Raw genomic sequence first — 17,773 nt, forward strand, 5'->3', positions numbered from 1 at the left:
GGGTGACACGATCCGCGGTAACCCGTTCGGGGGATTCTCCGGGCAGCTCCCGCCCCACTATATGTAGACCCTCTCGACAGTTCGGAGGGTCCCGGCATGAGTACTCCGGCTCCGGCGGCGAGCGTACGGCTCGTACGGCCCCAGGACATGTTGGTCATCGACTTCGACTTCTACAACCTGCGGCCCGATCCCGCTGCGGACCCCCCGCGGTTACATCGCGTCGACCCCGCGCAGCGGTGCTTCGTGGTAGCCCGTTTCGAGTCGCAGCACGTGACCGAGCAGACGGTCTACGAGGGCGAGCCGAACAGGCCCGTTCCGGGAGCCGCGGCGGCCCGGGCGGTGGGGCCGAGCCGGATCGCCTTCGTCGTGCCGGAGACGGTGAAGACCATCCCGTACAGCGAGGCCGGGCTGCTGAGGTGGTGGCAGTGGGTGATGCGGGTAGTCCCGGCGGCCGGACGGCCGGGCGGTCTGGAGACGGACCTGCTGGTGGTGGACTGGCTGCATCTGACGCCGGAGCGGTTCGCGACGTGGGACCACGCCGAGACGCCGGTCGAACACGACGGCCGTACCGAGCTGTGGCACACCCGTCTCGCCCTGCGCGGCCCCACGGGCCGCCCGGTCCCGCAGTCGCGGCCCACGGTCCGCGTGGTCGCCTCCGACGCGCCCGCCGACGAGCAGGAGGCGAGACTCTTCGGTGCGCTGAACCCGGAGGGCTTCGACCACCGCCAGTTGATCACCCTCACCAATCCGCCGGAGCAGGAGGCGGCGCCGGTGGACGTCGGTCTGCTCGCGCTGAGCGCCGCGGGGGCCACCCTCGACCTGGACGGGCGCTGGGAGCCGAGCGAGACGTCCGGGCTCAACCTCAAGCACTGGGAGCACCACGCCTGGCTGGGCCGGGACAACAAGGTCGTGCTGGAACAGTACGGATTCCTCGTGCCCTACGGTCACCGGGCGCTGCTGTTCACCGAGACCAGGCGGACGTTCGACGAGACGACCGGGGTCGCCCACCTCGAACAGCGGCGGTTCGTCAGGATCACCGAACCGGTCAAGGAGTACTCCGGGGCGTACGGGCTGCCGTACGGGGGGCGTTCGTTCCCCTTCTCCCGGATCGCCGTCGAGAACCCCGTCCCGCCCGACCTGCCGCAGCACCCGGAGCCGCTGCTCCCCGGCCGGCCGGACACGGGCATCTGGATCCAGTCCATCGCGACCGGCACCGACGTGGTGTTCGCGATGCGGGCCACCGCCGCGACGGGCCGCGAGGTCTGTTTCAGGGCCTCCCTCGGCTTCGTCCCGCTCGACGTGGCGATCCAGTCGCCCGAGCCGGGGACCGTGCTGCGCGAGCTGATCGACGCGTACGGCGGGTTCGACCGGCTCGCCGGCATCGCGCCGGACCCCAGGCGGGCGCTGGACCTGGGCGGTCAGGAGCTCCCCTACAGCGCCGAGGCCGTGCCGGGCACCGCTTCCCACCCCACCCAGCGGCTGTTCTGGGGGCTCCAGGGGCCGCTGGAGCCGCTCGATCCGAACACCCGAAGTCCGCTGTTCTTCCCCCGGATGCTGGCCGCCGAGGCGCGGCTGGCCGCCATGGACACCTTCTACGGGCCCGGCGGTCCGGTCCTCCTCGGCTATGACGAGCGGTACCTCCGGAGCGAGTTCACCGGCAACCCCGGCGAGGTCTACGTACGGGTCCGCGACTCACTGGAGGCGCTGGCCTCGGGCGAGGACAAGCCGGTGGAACGGGTCGTCCTGAACAGCACCACGGTCGGCGGCATCGCGATGCCCAACATCGAGGTCGGCGGCCTGTCCCGCGTCCTCGGCGCCGCGGGCGGCAACAAGCAGTCGGTCGACAGGCTGCAGGACGAGGGGAAGATCGTCCCCAAGGAGTACTTCGACCTCAAGAACCAGCTGAACCGGGCGGTGTTGTTCGGCGCCACGTTCCTGGCCGACGTTCTGCCGGACAACGAAGCGGGTTCCGAGGAGTCGCTGAGGATCAAGAAGGAGACCACCTATCCGGAGAACCCCGAGACGGGGATCCCGGACACGCGCAGGCCGCCGAACGGCCACAGGATGACGATCGACTTCACGACGCCGCTGGTCGACTTCGGGCCGTTCCGCGCGGTGGTCGGCAACAACCGGGCCCGGCTGACCCTGAAAGTCCTCAACGAGGTCAGCTACGTCGAGGGCACCAACACCAACAAGGTCACCGGCAAGATCTCGCTCTTCGAGCTCAAGCTGGTGGACCCCGCGTTCCCGTTCGTCGGCGTGGTCTTCAAGGACTTCGAGTTCAGCTTCGACCACGACGGCGGCCCCTCCTTCAAACCGGGTGTCAGCGCGGTCAGGTTCTACGGCCCGCTCTCCTTCGTCGGCGTCCTGGAGGGGTACATCTCCAACGCCTTCAACGGCGTCAGCATCCTCGGCCTCAAGCTGAAGACGTACCAGGAGATCACCTACCAGGAGGTCCGCGTCGGCGTCACCTTCGGGCTGCCCGACATCAAGATGGGGCCCGTGCTCCGGGTCACGAACTGCTTCCTGACCGCCGGGGTCATCGTTCCCTTCCAGCGCAAGCCGGTGCGTGCCGCCTTCGGGTTCGCGCGGGAGGACGAGAAGTTCAACGTCACGGTCTACGGCTTCGGCGGCGGCGGCTTCCTCACCGTCGAGGTGAGCGAGCGCCGCGTCGAGAAGATCGAGGGCGCGATCGAGGCCACGTACACCCTGGCCTTCGACTTCGCGGAGATCGCCTCGGGCCTGGCGAGGATCGCGATCGGGATCTACTTCAAGCTGGAGCGGGCCGATCAGGACGACGAGGACGCCAAGGACGAGGTCGTGCTGCGGGGCTACGTCAGGGCGACCGGGCGGGTGAGCGTGCTCGGGCTGATCAGCGTCACGGCCGAGTTCTACGCGGACCTCCAGTACCGGCAGCTGGGCGACCAGTCGGCGGTGACCGCGCACGCCCGGCTCACCGTCTCCATCGACATCCTCTTCTTCCACGAGTCCGTCGCCCTGGAGTTCTTCTACAACCTCGACGGCAGCATCTCCGACGAGTCGGTGCGCGGGCTGAGTGGCGCGGGCCCCGGACGGGCCCTCGCCGCCGCCGACGAGCAGCCCACGGCGTTCGCCGACCTGATGTCCCGTACGGACTGGGAGCAGTACTGCGCCTCGTTCGCGCCCTGACGCGGCGCGCCCGCCCGCGCGACGTCACCCGCGCCGCCCAGGGACCGCCCCGCTCCGTTCCTGTCGCTGAAGCCGTCGGGCGCGCCCGGCGGCGCCCCGGCTCCCCTCTCCGCGTCCCGCCCCTTCCGCCCGAGGAGACGACCCCCATGGCAGCCTCACGTATCGTCTGGACCCCGGTCCCGGCCGGGCGCGACGACGGCCGGCTCAAGCTGTCCGTCCTCGTCTCGCCGCGGCTCGCGGGGACCTCGCCGACGCTCGCCGGCTACCCCGAGTGGCTCGCGTGGCCCTCCCAACAGCCGCGGTACCGACTGGTCTTCGGGTCCGGGCCTGCCGTGGCGGCCGAGCCCTTCGGCCCCGCCCCTCGGCTCGACCTGTGGCAGCAGCTCTTTCCCGGCACCACTCCCGTCGTCCCCAAACCGGCCGCCCTGACGGCGGCCACGGTGCCGCCCATCCGCTCCTGGCCGCCGACCACCGCCCGGAACCTGGCGCGTACCGAGCACGCCGCAGCCACCGCGTTCCACGCCACCGCCCCCCTGAGCGTCAACGCGATGACATCCCGGGGGCCGGGCCTGGCACCGAGGGCACGGCAGCCGGAGCAGGACCTCGTCACGGACATCCCCATCCCGCCCCGGCGCCTGGCCCGGGCGCGCACCCTGATCGCCGACGCTCTGGCCAGGGACGGTTACTTCCTGGGCGGCTTCCTGGAGGACCCCGAGTCCCCGTTCGAACCGTTCAGCGCCACCCAGGTGGACTTCCTTCTCTCCCAGCAGTTCCACGACCGCAAGCCCGGGGACAACCCCGCCCCGGGCGGCGCCTCCCTGGCCGCGCACGTCACCACCCTCACCGACGCCGACAGCGTCGACTTCCACGCCGCGCTCGGTGCCCTCGCCCAGTACCCGGCGTTGCAGCGGGCGCTCGGACTGGTCGTGGACCTCACGGTGGACGCCGACGCCCCCGGGGTGCCCACCGCGGGTGACCCGGTGGGCGTCTCGCTGCTGGTCGAGTGGGGGCCGCTCGCCCCCACGGGGCCGTACGAGGCCGTACTGCCGACCGTCAGCGCCACCCTGACCGCGACCGCCTTCGCGGCCAGGCCCGCCGGGCCCCTGGTCCGGGACGGGCTGCTGCGGCTCGACTCCGACCGGTACGAGGTCCTGGAGGTCGACGCGGACGCGACGGCGGACGCCCTCTCCGGCTTCGGACAGAAGCTGCTCGACCGCAGCGACGGATTCTCCGGCGCCCCCGCGGTACCGTCCGACGCCGCCCTCCCGATCGCCGTCGAGCCCGGAGCGGAACCGGCCCCGCTGCCCAGTCACCGCGGCGACAGCCTCGGCGTGGTCCACCACGGACGCGCCAAAGACCTGCACGCCAAGCTGACCCGGGCGACCGCACGGACCGCGGCGCCGGCGGCCCTGCTCGCCGAGGAGCCTCTCAGCGCCGAGGAGTTGGAGTACGGCGTCCGCGTCGACGTCTGGGACGACGTGTCCCGGCGGTGGCACTCGGTGTGCAGCCGCTCCGGCAGGTACGACTGCGGCGAACTGCGGTTCGACGCCCGGGACGAGGGGACCGTGCACCTCGCCCACAGCAGCGCCGCGGAGGGGGACCCGACGGTCTACCTCCACGAGTCGGTCTTCGCCTGGGACGGCTACAGCCTCACCGCGAGCCGCCCCGGCACGATCACCCGCACCGTGAACGGGCAACAGGTGACCACCGGGCCGGACAGCGACCCCACGGGGCCGGTGCGGTTGCGCACCTCCTTCCACGCCCGGGACCTGCCCAAGCTGCGCTACGGGCGCGGCTACCGCTTCCGCGCCCGCGTCGTCGACATCGCGGGCAACAGCCTGGGCCCGGACGACCCCGCCCCGGACGACTTCAGCGCCGCCACCGCCCTCGTCCGCCATCTGCGCTTCGAGCCGGTCGGATCACCCGTCCTGCTGCCCACGGCGCCCCGTACCCAGGCCGAGTCCATCGCGCTGCTGGTGATCCGGGGCCATGGCGACGCGCCCGCCACCGGGACGTGCGAACGCCATGTGGTGCCGCGGCGGACCAGTCCGCACACCGCGGAGCGGCACGGCCTGTACGACGTGCCGCCCAGCCCGGTGAACCCAGGGGGCATGGACCGGTTCGCGTACTCCGGGATCGTCCGGCGCGAGCAGGCCGACTTCACCGGTGGCACCGAGGACCCCGGGGGCTGGGAGGAGACGCCGTACTTCGAACGACATCTGCTGGAGGTGCCCTACCTGCCGGACGTACTCGCCCGGGGCGCCGCTTTCCAGGGCCTGCCCGGACTGCCGCCGGGCGAGGTCTTCACGGTCGCCTTCGACGACCGGCTCTCCTGGCCCCGGCGCTCCCCGTTCCGGCTGCGCCTGGAGAACGGAACGGGGGCTCCGGAGTACGACGAGGTGCTGCGGGTGCTCACGGTGCGGCTGCCGCCCGGCCGCAGCGCCGACGTGGCGTGTTCGTCACGGATCGACGAGGACGACCTGGACGTGCTGGGCATCTGGCAGTGGTTCCTCGACAGCGGGCTGACACCGCCGCCGGGCACCACGGTGGAGGACCTGCGCCGGCTCGCCGCGCAGGGGCGGCTGTGGCAGCTCACGCCCACCCGCCCGCTGCGGCTCACCCACGCCGTTCAACAGCCTCTGGCCCCGGCGGTGTTCCGCAAGCCGGTCGCCGTACGGACTCCGGGCGAGACCTCCGCCCGGATCGTGGACGTCCTCTCGCTCGACCGGGCGAGCACGGCCAAGGTCGACCTGCGGGCCGCGTGGACGGAGCCGGTCGACGCGCCCGCCGATCCCGCACCCGTCGAGCGTGCGGGCCAGGCCCACGTCACGACCCTGGCCACCGCGCCGGACGACACCGACGGCGACCGGCTGCGCCTCGACGCCCGGCAGGAGTTCCACGACACCCGGCACCGCACGGTCACCTACACGGCGGTGGCGTCCACCCGCTTCAGCGAGTTCTTCACCCGTACCGAGCGGATCGTCCTGACCGGGACCGAGCCCGTGCCGGTCGCGCCCCGCGGCATCGCGTCCGGCACGCTGACCGTGGTCGACCCCGCCGACGGACGGGTCTTCGGCGAGGCGGACTACGTCGCGGACCTCGCCGCCGGTACGGTCCGCCGCTCCGGCCCCGGCTCGGCGATCCCCGACGGCGCCACCGTCGAGGCCGGCTTCGTCGACGGGCCGGTGACCCGGGTGAACTCCGAGGCACAGCAGCCGATCGTGGTGAACGTACGCTCCTCCGCCCGCCCGGCCGCGCCCGACGTGGCGTACCTCGTCCCCACCTTCGGCTGGGAGCGGGCCCGCTCCGGAACCGAGCTCACCAGCACCCGGCACGGCAACGGCATCAGGGTCTATCTGCGGCGCCCCTGGTACTCCTCCGGCGAGGACGAACTCCTCGGTGTCGTCCTCGCGCAGGACGGGGTGCCGCCGCCCGCCCTGCGCCCCTTGGTCACGCTCCGCGGCCAGGACCCCGTCTTCGCCTCCGCGCCGACCACGGCTGCGCCCGGCACCGCCGAGTTCCCGCTCGCCGTACGCACCGCGAGCGGCCTGGTGCTCGCCGAGTCCGAGGCGGCGCCGGAGCTGCCAAGAGTCGCCGTGGCGGCGCACCGGGTCGGGTACGACGAGCACCGGCGGCTGTGGTTCTGCGACCTCACCATGCCGCCGGAGCGCGCCTACCGCCCCTTCCTGCGGTTCGCCCTCGCCCGCTACCAGCGGCACTCGCTGTCCGGGCTGGAGATCTCCCCGGTCGTGCTCGCCCAGTTCGCCCAGCTGAACCCGGACCGCACGCTGTCGGTGGTGCTGGGTGGACAGGAGCGGACGCGGGCGACGGTGACCGTGTCCGGCCCGACGTACTCCGGCGACCCGGAGCGCGGCGCCAGACTGACCGTTCTGGTGCAGACCGCCGGGGCGCGGCCGGCGGGCCCGCTGGACTGGCAGACCGTGTCCGGGGCGTCGCTGCCACCGGTGCCGGGCGGGGGCGGGCAGTGGAGTGCGGCCGTGACCCTGCCCGCAGCGCCCGGCAGCCGGCCGATGCGGCTGGTGGTCGAGGAGCGGGAGGTCCTGACGACCGCCGGGACGCGCCTGGTGTACGCCGACGCCGTCGAAGTCTGAGATCCGCGACCGCACCGGGACCGGGCGCGGACCGCGACCGACCCGAGTTCCGAAACCCCACCGCCGTACCATCCGAGGGACAGACATGACCACCATCAGCGGGACATCCGCCGCCGCACTGCCGCCCGGCGGCTTCGGCAACGGCATCTTCCAGGCGTACGTCAACGGAGAGGAGCGCCCGGGCGCCGGTGAGTTCACCGTGCTGACCGGTGAACTGAACCCGGCGGGCGCGGGCCGGGACGTCCTCTACGGCCAGGGCACACCGGGCACCAGCTATCTGCGGGTCCTGGACGTGGGCACCGGGACCGTCTACGTCCAGGGCCAGCTGATCACCCACGCCGAGGAGGTGTCGCTCGACCCGTTGGTGCGTTCGGTGCGGGTGACCGGCACAGAGTCCGTCACGCGGTGGTCGGTGCCGGGCGCGTTCGACCTGGAGCAGCGGGTCGCGATCAGCGGCACGACCGCGGCGGACTCCCGGGTCGCCGTCACCACGAAGGTCACGGACGTCCGCACGGAGCGACAGCGCTTCCGGATCGAGTACGTCTGGGACACCTCCGTCGCGGGCGACGACGGCCCCGTGGTCCAACTCGGCGCCGCGGGGGCCTCTTTCCGCCCCTTCGATCCCGTCAGCCCGACGGAGCAGACCTTCCTCCGGAGTACGGGCGACCTGGCCGTCGCCGACAGGTACGCGAACCCCGGCGCTCCCACCTTCGCGGTCGCGGTCGCGGCGGCCGGCGATCCGCGGGCCGTCCCCGACAGCGTGCAGTACGTCTGTCTGTCCGACGCGGTCTTCGCTCCGCTGGGCCAGTACGTCACCGACCCGGCGCGCGACATCAGCGGTCCCGCGTCGGACTGCCGCAATACGGCGGGCCGGACCGACTCCGGTCTGCTGCTGCTGTGGTCCAGGGACGCCGCGCAGGACGACGCCACGGTCGCCGCCAGCGTACGGATGAGCCCGGCGAGCCCGCATCCGACCACGCTGAAGGCCGGCCCGCTCTCCCTCGGCTCGGCGACCGCCACCTTGACCGACACCGGCAGCGGCCGTCCGGTCCCGGGGCGCACGCTCGTCTTCAGCGCGGGCGGACGCGTCAGGTGCACCCTGGTCACGGACACCGCGGGCCGCGCGACCTGCGACCGGCTCCTGACCGGTCTGCTGGGCTACGACGTGGACTTCGCGGGCGACGCGATCTGGGCGGCCTCGCACGCCCACGGGGGCCTGTTGTGACCGACCGGCCCCCGCCCCCGGCCGAGCCCCCGATCACACGACGTGAGCGACACACGTGACCTGGGCGACTGATGTGAGGGGGCGGCGCCCCGCCCGTCTCGCCGACGCGGCAAGGCCCTCTCCCGGACCCGCACCCGTTCCCCCGCACCGGTCACATGCCCCAGATCGCGAGAGCTGAAGAGTCCGCGGCCCTGCTCGACGCGTTCCGGGACCACCGGGGCGCGGGGGCAGCCCCTCTCGGATCTCCGCCCCGGCAGGGCGCTGAGCGAGGCGGAAATGTGTGAACGGTAATCCACCCAAGGCGGACCCGAGCCCAATGATTCCACCCGAATTGCCGCTATTTGAGAACGGGGCAATAGTTGTTGGCCAGAGGAAACAGCGGCTTGGACGACCATGCGCCGCAGCTCGTACGGAAGGGTACAGCGCGATGCCTCGTAGCCCACTGGAGATCACAGAGGACTTCCTGAGCAAGGCCTTCGATCCTGACCTGGTAGCGGACGCGGCCGATCGGCTCGTAGCGGAGGACGCCGAGTACGTATCGCTGAACTCCGACAACCCTCCACTCCGCCGCATCATGCCCTGGGCCGGCGCCAGCAAGGGTCGGCAAGCCTTCGTGTACACCTTCACCAACGTCATGAGTCGCTGGAACCTTGAGGACTTCGAGTACACCGATAAGTTCGGTGACGACAGGGGAGCAGCCGTGTTCGGCACGTTCACCCTTCGATCGGTGAGACTGGGGAAGGCCGCCACCTCCCCCTTCGCAGTCGTCTCCCGAGTCCACGACGGCCGGATCACCTACATGCAGTACATGGAGGACACTTTCGCCACCGCACTCACCTTCCGCAGCGGCGGCACCTGGACGATCGAGGCCGATCCCGGCACCGATGAACGCATCGAGGTCTGAAGGACCTCGCAGAAGGATGCCGGCAGCGGCCTCGCGCTGGGTTCGACGCAGGCAGCACAGCTCACTGCGCGCCCCTCCGTCCCGCCTCGGCACACGATCATGCCCGGCGTCACGAGAGTCCCGGGACCCCCGACACAGTGCTGTCAGGTGCGTGAGTGACGCCCGAGGAAGTCGGTGATCAGCTCCAGCCACTGCGCGGGCTGCTCCATGAACGGCATGTGGCCGGTGGCGATTTCGGCGGTCGTCGCGCCGGGGATCGCGGCGGCCAGCTGCCGCTGGAGGGCAGGGGGGACCATCGCATCGGCGGTGGTGACGACGACGAGGGTCGGAAGGGTGAGGGCGGCGAGGTCCTCGCGCACGTCGATGCTCCGGGCCAGGACGACCTGCGGTGCGACGGCGGGGGTGATGGTGGACGCCGTCTCCGCGACCGCGGCATCGACCTGGGCGGGTGTGAGGGAGTTCAGCGCGGGGGCGCCGGTGGCCATCAGTGTCGTGTACTGGGCGGCCAGGGTGGGATCTCCCGCCAGGAGGAGCCGCCGCCACAGGGCGATGGCCAGGTCGGTGCGGGTGTCCAGGTGCGCGAAGGTGGCGCTCAGCATGAGGGAGGTGACCCGCTCGGGATGCCTGGCGGCCAGCCGGATCGCCACCGGCCCGCCGAGGGAGTATCCGGAGAGGGCGAATGTGTCGAGCCCTTCCGCGTCCGCCGCCGCGACGAGCTGATCCCCCAGTTCGTCGAGGTCCAGCGGGGTCCCGGCGGCCGGGGTGTCGCCGGAGCCCGGATAGTCGACGCCGACGACGGTGTGCCGGGCGGCGAGTCCTTCCATGATCGGCCCGTAGTTGGCTTCGACGCCGCCACCGGCCCCATGGGCGACGACCAGGCCGGGCCCGGAACCTTTGACGGTGCGGGCGTAGGTGATGGGCGCTGCATCTGTCATGACGAGGGCTCCTCAACTGGGTGTGGCAATGATCTCTGCGCTGGGGCGATACGCCCGCGGGCGCGGACGCGCGGTGACTGACGCGAGCCGCGGGTGCGACCGGCGACCCCACTTCTGTAGCGATCGCTAAACTTGATCTGCCCTCGACCCTATCAACCGTCTGTAGCGATCGCTATGGCAGGAAGTAGACTGCCGGGGTGACCCTGAGCAGCAGTGAGAAGCGGCCCGGGAACCGCGGCCGGAGCGATGCGAGCCCCGCCGCCGGACAGGGCGCCGCCCCGGCCCGGCGGGGCGGCGAGCGTGCCGCCGGGCCGCGGACCCGCCGCGGCTTCGACCGGGACAAGGCCCTGGCCATCGCGCTGGAGGAGTTCTGGACGTACGGGTACGAGACGACGTCCATCGCCTCGCTCACCAAGGCCATGGGAATAAACCCGCCCAGTCTGTACGCGGCCTTCGGCGACAAGCAGCGGCTGTTCCACGAGGCGGTCGAGCTGTATCGGAGCACCCGCGTGGCGCCCCTGGAAGGGCCGGACGCCCGCACCGCGATCGCGGCGCTGCTGGAGCATCTGGCGGCGGACTACACGGACCCGCGCCATCCGCCGGGCTGCCTGATCATCACGGCGGCGACCAACTGCGGCCCCGGTTCCCAAGAGGTGAAGGCGCGGCTGCGCGAGCTGCGGGAGGCCACGAAGGCGTCCTTGGCGGCCCGCGTCCGCGAAGACGTCGACGGGGGGCGCCTGCCCCCCGACACGGACCCAGAAGCCCTCGCGACCTTCTACGCGGCGGTCGTGCAGGGCATGAACCAGCAGGCGTGTGACGGAGCCTCCCGGGCGACGCTGGAGGCGGTGGCGAGGTCCGCCATGCTGGCGTGGCCCGCCGCCGAACGCCCCTGAACGCCGGCCGGGACGCGAGGTGCCCCGTGCTTCCGTCTCGGTCGGACCGCGACGGCTGGACGTTCGACCACTGCCGGCACGCACCGACGCTTGGTTCGACGTCATCACGCAGTTGCTCGCCCAGTGGGACGAACGCCTGGCAGGGAAGATCGTCGTCGACCCTTCCGACCCGATCGCCATCGACGACCGGGGGAGGTCTTCGGCGACCTCCACGAATCCAACCTCCAGACCACCCTCACCGCCGACCAGGCCCGAGCCCGCATCTCGTCCACAGAGGCTTCTTGAGCGCTTGGCGTGTTCGGCTCCGCCACGACCTCACCCCCGCCCGCGCGCCCCTCGGCCTCGCCGTCCAGACTGTCCCCGGAAGGCGCCGCTGGACCGCGCGGTCCCCAACTGGTCCCCAAGAACGACGGAAAGGCGGTACCGGATTTCTCCGATACCGCCTCCGACCTGCGAAAACGCTGGTCGGGACGACAGGATTTGAACCTGCGACCCCTTGACCCCCAGTCAAGTGCGCTACCAAGCTGCGCCACGTCCCGGTGCGCGCCTGTGCCGGTGAGGGCCTGGCGCGCAGGGGAAACATTACCGCACTCGGGGCCCTTCTCGGTCAGCCCGGCTGCGGCGGCGGGGGGCCGTCGGGGAGAATCGGAGCGTGGGACAGCTATCGAGAGACCGGGACGACGAAGGACGCGCCCGCAGCGCGCGGCCCCGGGACGGACTCGGCAGACCGCTTCCGTACGGGGTGGCGGGGGTGGAGCGGCAGCCCGAGGGGGTGGTGCGGACCCCGCGGCGGACGCTGGTGGAGGCCCAGCGGCTCCTGGACACGGGGAAGCCGTTCCACGCCCACGAGGTGTTCGAGGACGCCTGGAAGTCACGGCCGGAGCCGGAGCGGGATCTGTGGCGGGGGCTCGCCCAGCTGGCCGTGGGTCTCACCCATGCCGCGCGCGGCAACGCGGCGGGCGGGGCGCGGCTGCTGGTGCGGGGCGCGGACCGGATAGCCGGGTTCGGGGATCCGTACGACGTCGATGTGTCCGGCCTGACCGCGTGGGCGCGCGATCTCGCGGAGCGGCTCGAAGGCGGGAGTGGCTCCGCGGTGGACGCCCGGGCCGAGGCGCCGCGGCTAACCCTGAAGTAGGACGACCTCCAGGGTGCGCGGGCCGTGGACGCCCTCGACGCGGTTCAGTTCGATGTCGCTGGTCGCCGACGGGCCCGAGATCCAGGTCAGCGGGCGGGTGGGGTCCAGCAGCGGCAGCGCCCGGGGGACGGAGGCGACGATCTGCCCGGGTGCCCGTACCACGCACAGATGCAGATCGGGGACGAGGGTGAGCGCCCGGCGGCCCTGGCCGGGTCCCGCGTCCAGGACGATCGTGCCGGTCTCGGCGATCGCGAGGGCGCAGCCGGTGACGACGGCGTCGGTGGAGTCCAGTTCGTACGGGGTCAGGGGCGGATCGTCGCGGCGCTGTCCGGCGTCGGTGGCTCCGAGCCAGGCGGCGGGCAGGCCGCCCGGGACGGCCACCGACCGGGCCCGGTGGCGGGCGAGGATGTCACGGACGAGGGCGGGCAGCTGGGAGGGGGTCGTCCGGTGGACGTTCGCCCGGTAGTCGGTGAGGTGGTGCTCCAGCAGGTCGGTGAGGGCGGCGGGGTCGTCTGCGGGTGTGTGCGCGGTGAGGTAGTCGCGTGCCACGGGCGGCGGCTCGGGCGCGCCGTCGACGGCGGCCCTGATCCGGGCGAGGATGCGGTCGCGGGAGGTGCCCGCCCCCGGCCCGGTCACGGGCGGTTCTTCTTCCACCAGTCGCGGAAGGGCCCGGCGGGTGGTTCGGGCAGCTCACGGCTGTCGGTCCAGGCGCCCGTCCCCGGCGGCCGGCCGGGATGGAACCGGCGGGTCCGCGAGAGGAGCCGCTCACCGGCGGCCAGCACCGCCGGATGGCGGAGGAGCCGGCCCGCCGTCTTGATCGCCGCCTTCTCGGCGCGGTGGCCCCGGCCGCCGCGCGCGGCCACCCGCTCGCGCAGATGGACGAGGACCTCGGGGATGTCGATGGCGACCGGGCACACCTCGTAGCAGGCGCCGCAGAGGGTGGAGGCGTACGGCAGGGACGCGTCGATCCCGCTCGCGATGCCGCGCAGTTGGGGGGTGAGGATCGCGCCGATCGGACCCGGGTAGACCGAGCCGTACGCATGGCCTCCGGCCCGTTCGTACACCGGGCACACGTTGAGGCACGCGGAGCAGCGGATGCACCGCAGCGCCTGGCGGCCGGTGTCGTCGGCGAGGGCGGCCGTGCGGCCGTTGTCGAGCAGGACGAGGTGGAAGACGCGGGGGCCGTCGGCGTCGGTGGTGCCGGTCCACATCGAGGTGTAGGGGTTCATGCGCTCGGCGGTCGAGGAGCGGGGCAGGGTCTGGAGGAAGACCTCCAGGTCCCGCCAGGCCGGGACCACCTTCTCGATGCCGACGACGGAGATCAGGGTCTCGGGGAGCGTGAGGCACATCCGGCCGTTGCCCTCGGACTCGACGACGACGAGGGTGCCGGTCTCGGCGACCATGAAGTTGGCGCCCGAGATGCCGACCGTCGCGCGCAGGAACTTCTCCCGGAGGTGGAGGCGGGCCGCTTCGGCGAGTTCGGCGGGGCTGTCGCCGAGTCCGTCCGGGGCCGCGCGTCCCCAGCGGCCCATCTCGCGGGCGAAGATGTCACGGATCTCGCCGCGGTTGCGGTGGATGGCGGGGACCAGGATGTGCGAGGGGCGGTCGTGGCCGAGCTGCACGATGAGTTCGGCGAGGTCGGTCTCGTACACGGCGATCCCCTCGGCCTCCAGTGCCTCGTTGAGGCCGGTCTCCTGGGTGGCCATGGACTTGACCTTGACGGCCTCCCGCTCGCCGGTGGCCCGGACCAGGCCGGTGACGATCCGGTTGGCCTCGTCGGCGTCGGCAGCCCAGTGCACGGTGCCCCCGGCGGCGGTGACGGAGCGCTCCAGCTGTTCGAGGTGGCGGTCGAGATGGCGGAGGGTCTGGTCCTTGATGCGTTTCCCGGCCTCGCGCAGCTCGTCCCAGTCCGCCAGTTCCCGGACCGCCCCGGCGCGTTTGTCGCGGATGGTGTGGGTGGCGTGGCGCAGATTGGCGCGCAGGGTCGTGTCCCGGACGGCGTCTTTCGCGGCCCTGGGGAAGGAGGGCATGCCGAGGTGGGTGACGCTCATGCGAGGGGCTCCCGGGCGGTGTCCCGGTAGGGGTGTTCCCCGGTGGAGCCCAGGATCTCCGCGATGTGCAGCGGGCGCAGGGGTTCGTGGTGGCGGCGGATGATGCCTCCGAGGTGCATCAGACAGGAGTTGTCACCGCCGCAGAGCACGGTCGCCCGGGTGGCGACGGCGTTGCGGACCTTGTCGCGGCCCATGGCGGCGGAGACATCGGGGTTCTTGACGGCGAAGGTGCCGCCGAAGCCGCAGCACTCGTCGGCTCCGGGGAGGGTGCGCAGTTCGAGGCCCCTGACGGCTTCGAGGAGTCTGCGGGGCCGGTCGCCGAGGCGGAGCGAGCGCAGCCCGTGGCAGGAGGGGTGGTAGGTGACCGTGTGCGGGAAGTACGCGCCGACGTCGGTGACGCCGAGGACGTCCACGAGGAACTCGGTCAGTTCGTACGTCCTCGGCGGCAGCGATGTCTCACCGAACCCCGGGTAGTGCCCGCGCACCATCGCCGCGCAGGATCCGGAGGGGGTGACGACGTACTCGTACCCCTCGAAGGCGCGTGCCGTACGGCGCACGAGGGGCCGGGCCTCCCGGCGGTAACCGGTGGTGAACTGCGGCTGTCCGCAGCAGGTCTGCTCCGGGGGGAAGTCGACCTCGACCCCGAGCCGTTCCAGGAGCCGTACGGTCGCGATGCCCGTGGCCGGGAACAGCGCGTCGTTGACGCAGGTGAGGAAGAGGGCGACCCGCATGACCGGAGGATAGGCGGCCACCGGGGACCCCGGTAGCCGCCACGAGGACACGGGTGCGGGAGACTCCCCGGGTGAGGAAGATCTATGTGATCGGCATCGGGGCGGGCGACCCCGGCCATCTGACGCTTCAGGCGGTCAAGGCGCTGAACAAGGCGGACGCGTTCTTCATCCTGGACAAGGGGGAGGAGAAGGCGGATCTGACCCGGCTGCGGCAGGACATTCTCGACGCGCACGCGACGGACCGTCCCTACCGTCTGGTCCGGGCCGCCGACCCCGAGCGGGACCGCCGGGCACCGGAGTACTCCCCCGCCGTCGACGACTGGCGCCGCCGCCGCGCCGATCTGTACGAGGAGTTCATCGCGCGGGAGCTGGGCGAGGACGAGTGCGGGGCGTTTCTGGTCTGGGGCGATCCGTCGCTGTACGACTCGACGCTCGGCGTCCTGGAGGAGGTCCTGGAGCGGGGTTCGGTCGCCTTCGACCACGAGGTGGTCCCGGGGATCAGCAGTGTCTCGGCGCTGCTGGCCCGGCACCGTACGGGCCTGAACCGGGTGGCGAGCCCGGTGCAGATCACCACGGGGCGCCGGCTCGCGGAGGGCTGGCCGGGGGAGGTGGACGACGTGGTGGTGATGCTGGACGCGCGCCAGGCGTTCACCCGCCATCTGGACCGGGAGCTGTTCATCTACTGGGGCGCCTACGTCGGCACGAAGGACGAGATCCTGGTGTCGGGCCGGCTGGCGGAGGTGTCGGACCGGATCGAGGAGCTGCGCGCCGAGGCACGGGCCCGCAAGGGCTGGATCATGGACACCTATCTGCTGCGGCGCGGCTGAGCAGGGCGAGGACCCCGGGGACGTCACCGGCGGTGGGCACGCCCGTGGGCGCGGGGGGCCGCCGGACCACCACGACGGGCAGTCCCGCCTCCCGTGCGGCGGTGAGCTTCGCGGCGGTGGCCGGTCCCCCGCTGTCCTTGGTGACGAGCACGTCGACGCGGTGCGTACGCAGCAGCTCGCGCTCGCCCTCGACGGTGAAGGGGCCCCGGGCTGTGACGGTCACGGTGCGGCGCGGCAACGGGGGTTCCGGCGGCTCGACGGACCGTATGAGGAAGGTGAGCCCGTCGAGGTGAGCGAAGGCGGCGAGGCCGAGCCGTCCGGTGGTGAGGAAGACCCGCCGGCCCAGTGCGGGCAGTCGGCCGGCCGCGTCGGCGAGGGAGTGTGCGTCGTGCCAGCGGTCGCCGGGGCCGGCGGTCCAGCCGGGGCGGCGCAGCAGGCACAGGGGGGTGCCCGTGGCGCCGGCCGCCTCGGCGGCGTTGGCGCTGATGGCGGTGGCGAAGGGGTGGGTGGCGTCGACGACGGCGGCCACCCGGTGCTCGCGCAGCCAGGCGGCGAGCCCGCCGGGGCCGCCGAAGCCCCCGGTGCGCAGTTCGCCCGGGGGCAGCCGGGGGTTCGTGACCCGGCCGGCGAGGGAGGTGGTGACCCTGAGTCCGGGGCGCTCCGCCAGTGCGGTGGCCAGCCGCCTGGCCTCGGCGGTGCCGCCGAGGATCAGGATGTGCGTACCGGGGCGCATGGGGGTGAGGCTACTTCGCCCGTCGGCGGCGCATGTGGCCGAGGTGCCCGGTCATGAGCCTGCGCACGGCCTTCTCGTCCCCGGCGCGCAGGGCGTCGAGGAGTGCGTGGTGTTCTCCGGCGGACGCCTCCAGCAGGCCGTGCTCGGCCAGTGCGGCCAGGCCGTGGAGCCGGGACCGGGTGCGGAGATCGCCGGCGACCTCGACCAGATGGGCGTTTCCGGCGAGGGCGAGCAGGTCCAGATGGAAGCGCCGGTCGGCCGCCGCATAGGCGGCGAGGTCGCCGGTGGCCGCCGTGGCGACGGTCTCGGCGGCCACCGGGCGCAGGGCCTCCACGGCCGCCGGGTCCGCGGTCCGGGCCAGCGCGGTGACCGTGGGGATCTCGATCAGCGCGCGGAGGTGCAGATACTCGTCGAGCTGCCGCTCGGTGACCTCGGTGACGCGGAACCCCTTGTTGGGCACGGCCGCGACCAGGCCCTCCTTGACCAGGTCCAGCATCGCCTCCCGCACGGGTGTCGCGGAGACGCCGAAGCGGGCGGCGAGCGCGGGGGCGGAGTAGACCTCGCCGGGCAGCAGCAGCCCGGAGACCAGGGCCGCGCGCAGTGCGTCGGCGACCCGTTCGCGGAAGTTCGTACGGCCGCCGATGGCCGTCAGTGACGGAGGCAGACCGGTCACAGCAGAAACCCTCCCGGAACGGTTCGGGGACGTCGGGCGGACACCGTGCGCCGCGGGGCGCTCGTCGCGGCCGGGCGGGGCGGACAGTCCGCGGTGGCGCCGGTGGGCGGCGCCGTCGGTGGACACGACCGTGGGCCGTCGGCCGAAGCCCTTCGCCAGCACGGCCATCGCCTCGGGTGAGGGGATGACGTCGGGGAGCAGCGCGTGTTGGGAAGAGAAGTCGTCGGAGCGGCACAGGACTTCGCGCACGTCGGCGTCCCGGGCCACGAGCCAGGCGTCGAACTCGGGGACGAAGAGCCCCTTCGTGCGGCGTGCCCGTGCGTAGAGCGGATACGGATCGCGGTACAGCTCGTCGAGCCTGGCGTGATCTCTGCTCGGCACGCGGC

General features: G+C 72.6%; 13 protein-coding genes and 1 tRNA gene. 7 read left to right on the forward strand and 7 right to left on the reverse strand.

Going from position 1 to position 17,773, the window contains the following annotated elements:
- The first annotated feature begins 96 nt into the window (after positions 1-96).
- The 4 genes from ACFYT4_RS20795 to ACFYT4_RS20810 all read left to right on the forward strand — a co-directional run bounded on the left by ACFYT4_RS20795 (position 97) and on the right by ACFYT4_RS20810 (position 9,409).
- Positions 97-3,168: a hypothetical protein gene (locus ACFYT4_RS20795; RefSeq protein ID WP_389270761.1), complete on the forward strand. Its 3,072-nt coding sequence runs from the start codon at positions 97-99 to the stop codon at positions 3,166-3,168.
- 146 nt (positions 3,169-3,314) lie between these two features.
- Positions 3,315-7,280, forward strand: coding sequence for a hypothetical protein (locus ACFYT4_RS20800; RefSeq protein WP_389270764.1), 3,966 nt, complete (start codon positions 3,315-3,317; stop codon positions 7,278-7,280).
- An 85-nt stretch (positions 7,281-7,365) separates the two neighbouring features.
- Positions 7,366-8,505, forward strand: a complete 1,140-nt coding sequence (locus tag ACFYT4_RS20805) for a hypothetical protein (protein WP_389270767.1) — start codon at positions 7,366-7,368, stop codon at positions 8,503-8,505.
- A 427-nt stretch (positions 8,506-8,932) separates the two neighbouring features.
- Positions 8,933-9,409 carry a nuclear transport factor 2 family protein gene (locus tag ACFYT4_RS20810; protein ID WP_389270769.1) on the forward strand — a complete coding sequence of 159 codons (477 nt, stop codon included), beginning with the start codon at positions 8,933-8,935 and terminating at the stop codon, positions 9,407-9,409.
- 143 nt (positions 9,410-9,552) lie between these two features.
- On the opposite strand, the gene ACFYT4_RS20815 is transcribed toward ACFYT4_RS20810, so the two are convergent.
- Positions 9,553-10,344 carry an alpha/beta fold hydrolase gene (locus tag ACFYT4_RS20815; protein ID WP_389270772.1) on the reverse strand — a complete coding sequence of 264 codons (792 nt, stop codon included), beginning with the start codon at positions 10,342-10,344 and terminating at the stop codon, positions 9,553-9,555.
- Positions 10,345-10,541: 197 nt separating this feature from the next.
- On the opposite strand from ACFYT4_RS20815, the gene ACFYT4_RS20820 reads away from it, so the two are divergent.
- Positions 10,542-11,237 carry a TetR/AcrR family transcriptional regulator gene (locus tag ACFYT4_RS20820; RefSeq protein ID WP_389270775.1) on the forward strand — a complete coding sequence of 232 codons (696 nt, stop codon included), beginning with the start codon at positions 10,542-10,544 and terminating at the stop codon, positions 11,235-11,237.
- Between the two features lie 462 nt (positions 11,238-11,699).
- Here ACFYT4_RS20820 and ACFYT4_RS20825 read toward each other — a convergent pair.
- Positions 11,700-11,776: transfer RNA gene (locus tag ACFYT4_RS20825), tRNA-Pro, on the reverse strand.
- Positions 11,777-11,889: 113 nt separating this feature from the next.
- On the opposite strand from ACFYT4_RS20825, the gene ACFYT4_RS20830 reads away from it, so the two are divergent.
- Positions 11,890-12,372, forward strand: a complete 483-nt coding sequence (locus ACFYT4_RS20830; protein WP_389270778.1) for a DUF309 domain-containing protein — start codon at positions 11,890-11,892, stop codon at positions 12,370-12,372.
- Here the strand turns inward: ACFYT4_RS20830 and ACFYT4_RS20835 are convergent.
- Genes ACFYT4_RS20835 through ACFYT4_RS20845 form a run of 3 tightly spaced genes read right to left on the reverse strand, consistent with a single transcriptional unit; the run spans position 12,358 to position 15,154 of the window.
- Positions 12,358-13,008: a lactate utilization protein C gene (locus tag ACFYT4_RS20835; RefSeq protein WP_389270781.1), complete on the reverse strand. Its 651-nt coding sequence runs from the start codon at positions 13,006-13,008 to the stop codon at positions 12,358-12,360. The two genes, ACFYT4_RS20830 and ACFYT4_RS20835, sit on opposite strands and share 15 nt — an antisense overlap.
- Entirely contained in the window at positions 13,005-14,423 is a 1,419-nt protein-coding gene (locus ACFYT4_RS20840) for a lactate utilization protein B (RefSeq protein WP_389270784.1), read from the reverse strand. The genes ACFYT4_RS20835 and ACFYT4_RS20840 overlap by 4 nt, the downstream gene beginning before the upstream one ends.
- Entirely contained in the window at positions 14,420-15,154 is a 735-nt protein-coding gene (locus ACFYT4_RS20845) for a (Fe-S)-binding protein (RefSeq protein ID WP_389270787.1), read from the reverse strand. The genes ACFYT4_RS20840 and ACFYT4_RS20845 overlap by 4 nt, the downstream gene beginning before the upstream one ends.
- A gap of 71 nt (positions 15,155-15,225) precedes the next feature.
- Here ACFYT4_RS20845 and cobF point away from each other — a divergent pair, with 71 nt between their 5' ends.
- Positions 15,226-15,981, forward strand: coding sequence for a precorrin-6A synthase (deacetylating) (gene cobF / locus ACFYT4_RS20850; RefSeq protein WP_389270789.1), 756 nt, complete (start codon positions 15,226-15,228; stop codon positions 15,979-15,981).
- Here the strand turns inward: cobF and ACFYT4_RS20855 are convergent.
- Together ACFYT4_RS20855 and ACFYT4_RS20860 are read right to left on the reverse strand one after the other, a co-directional pair.
- A complete protein-coding gene (locus ACFYT4_RS20855; protein ID WP_389270792.1) occupies positions 15,950-16,714 on the reverse strand; it encodes a cobalt-precorrin-6A reductase in 765 nt (254 codons plus the stop codon). The two genes, cobF and ACFYT4_RS20855, sit on opposite strands and share 32 nt — an antisense overlap.
- A 10-nt stretch (positions 16,715-16,724) precedes the next feature.
- A complete protein-coding gene (locus ACFYT4_RS20860; protein ID WP_389270909.1) occupies positions 16,725-17,387 on the reverse strand; it encodes a GntR family transcriptional regulator in 663 nt (220 codons plus the stop codon).
- Positions 17,388-17,773: the final 386 nt, after the last annotated feature.

The organism is Streptomyces sp. NPDC004609, from assembly GCF_042873655.1.
Lineage (GTDB): Bacteria > Actinomycetota > Actinomycetes > Streptomycetales > Streptomycetaceae > Streptomyces.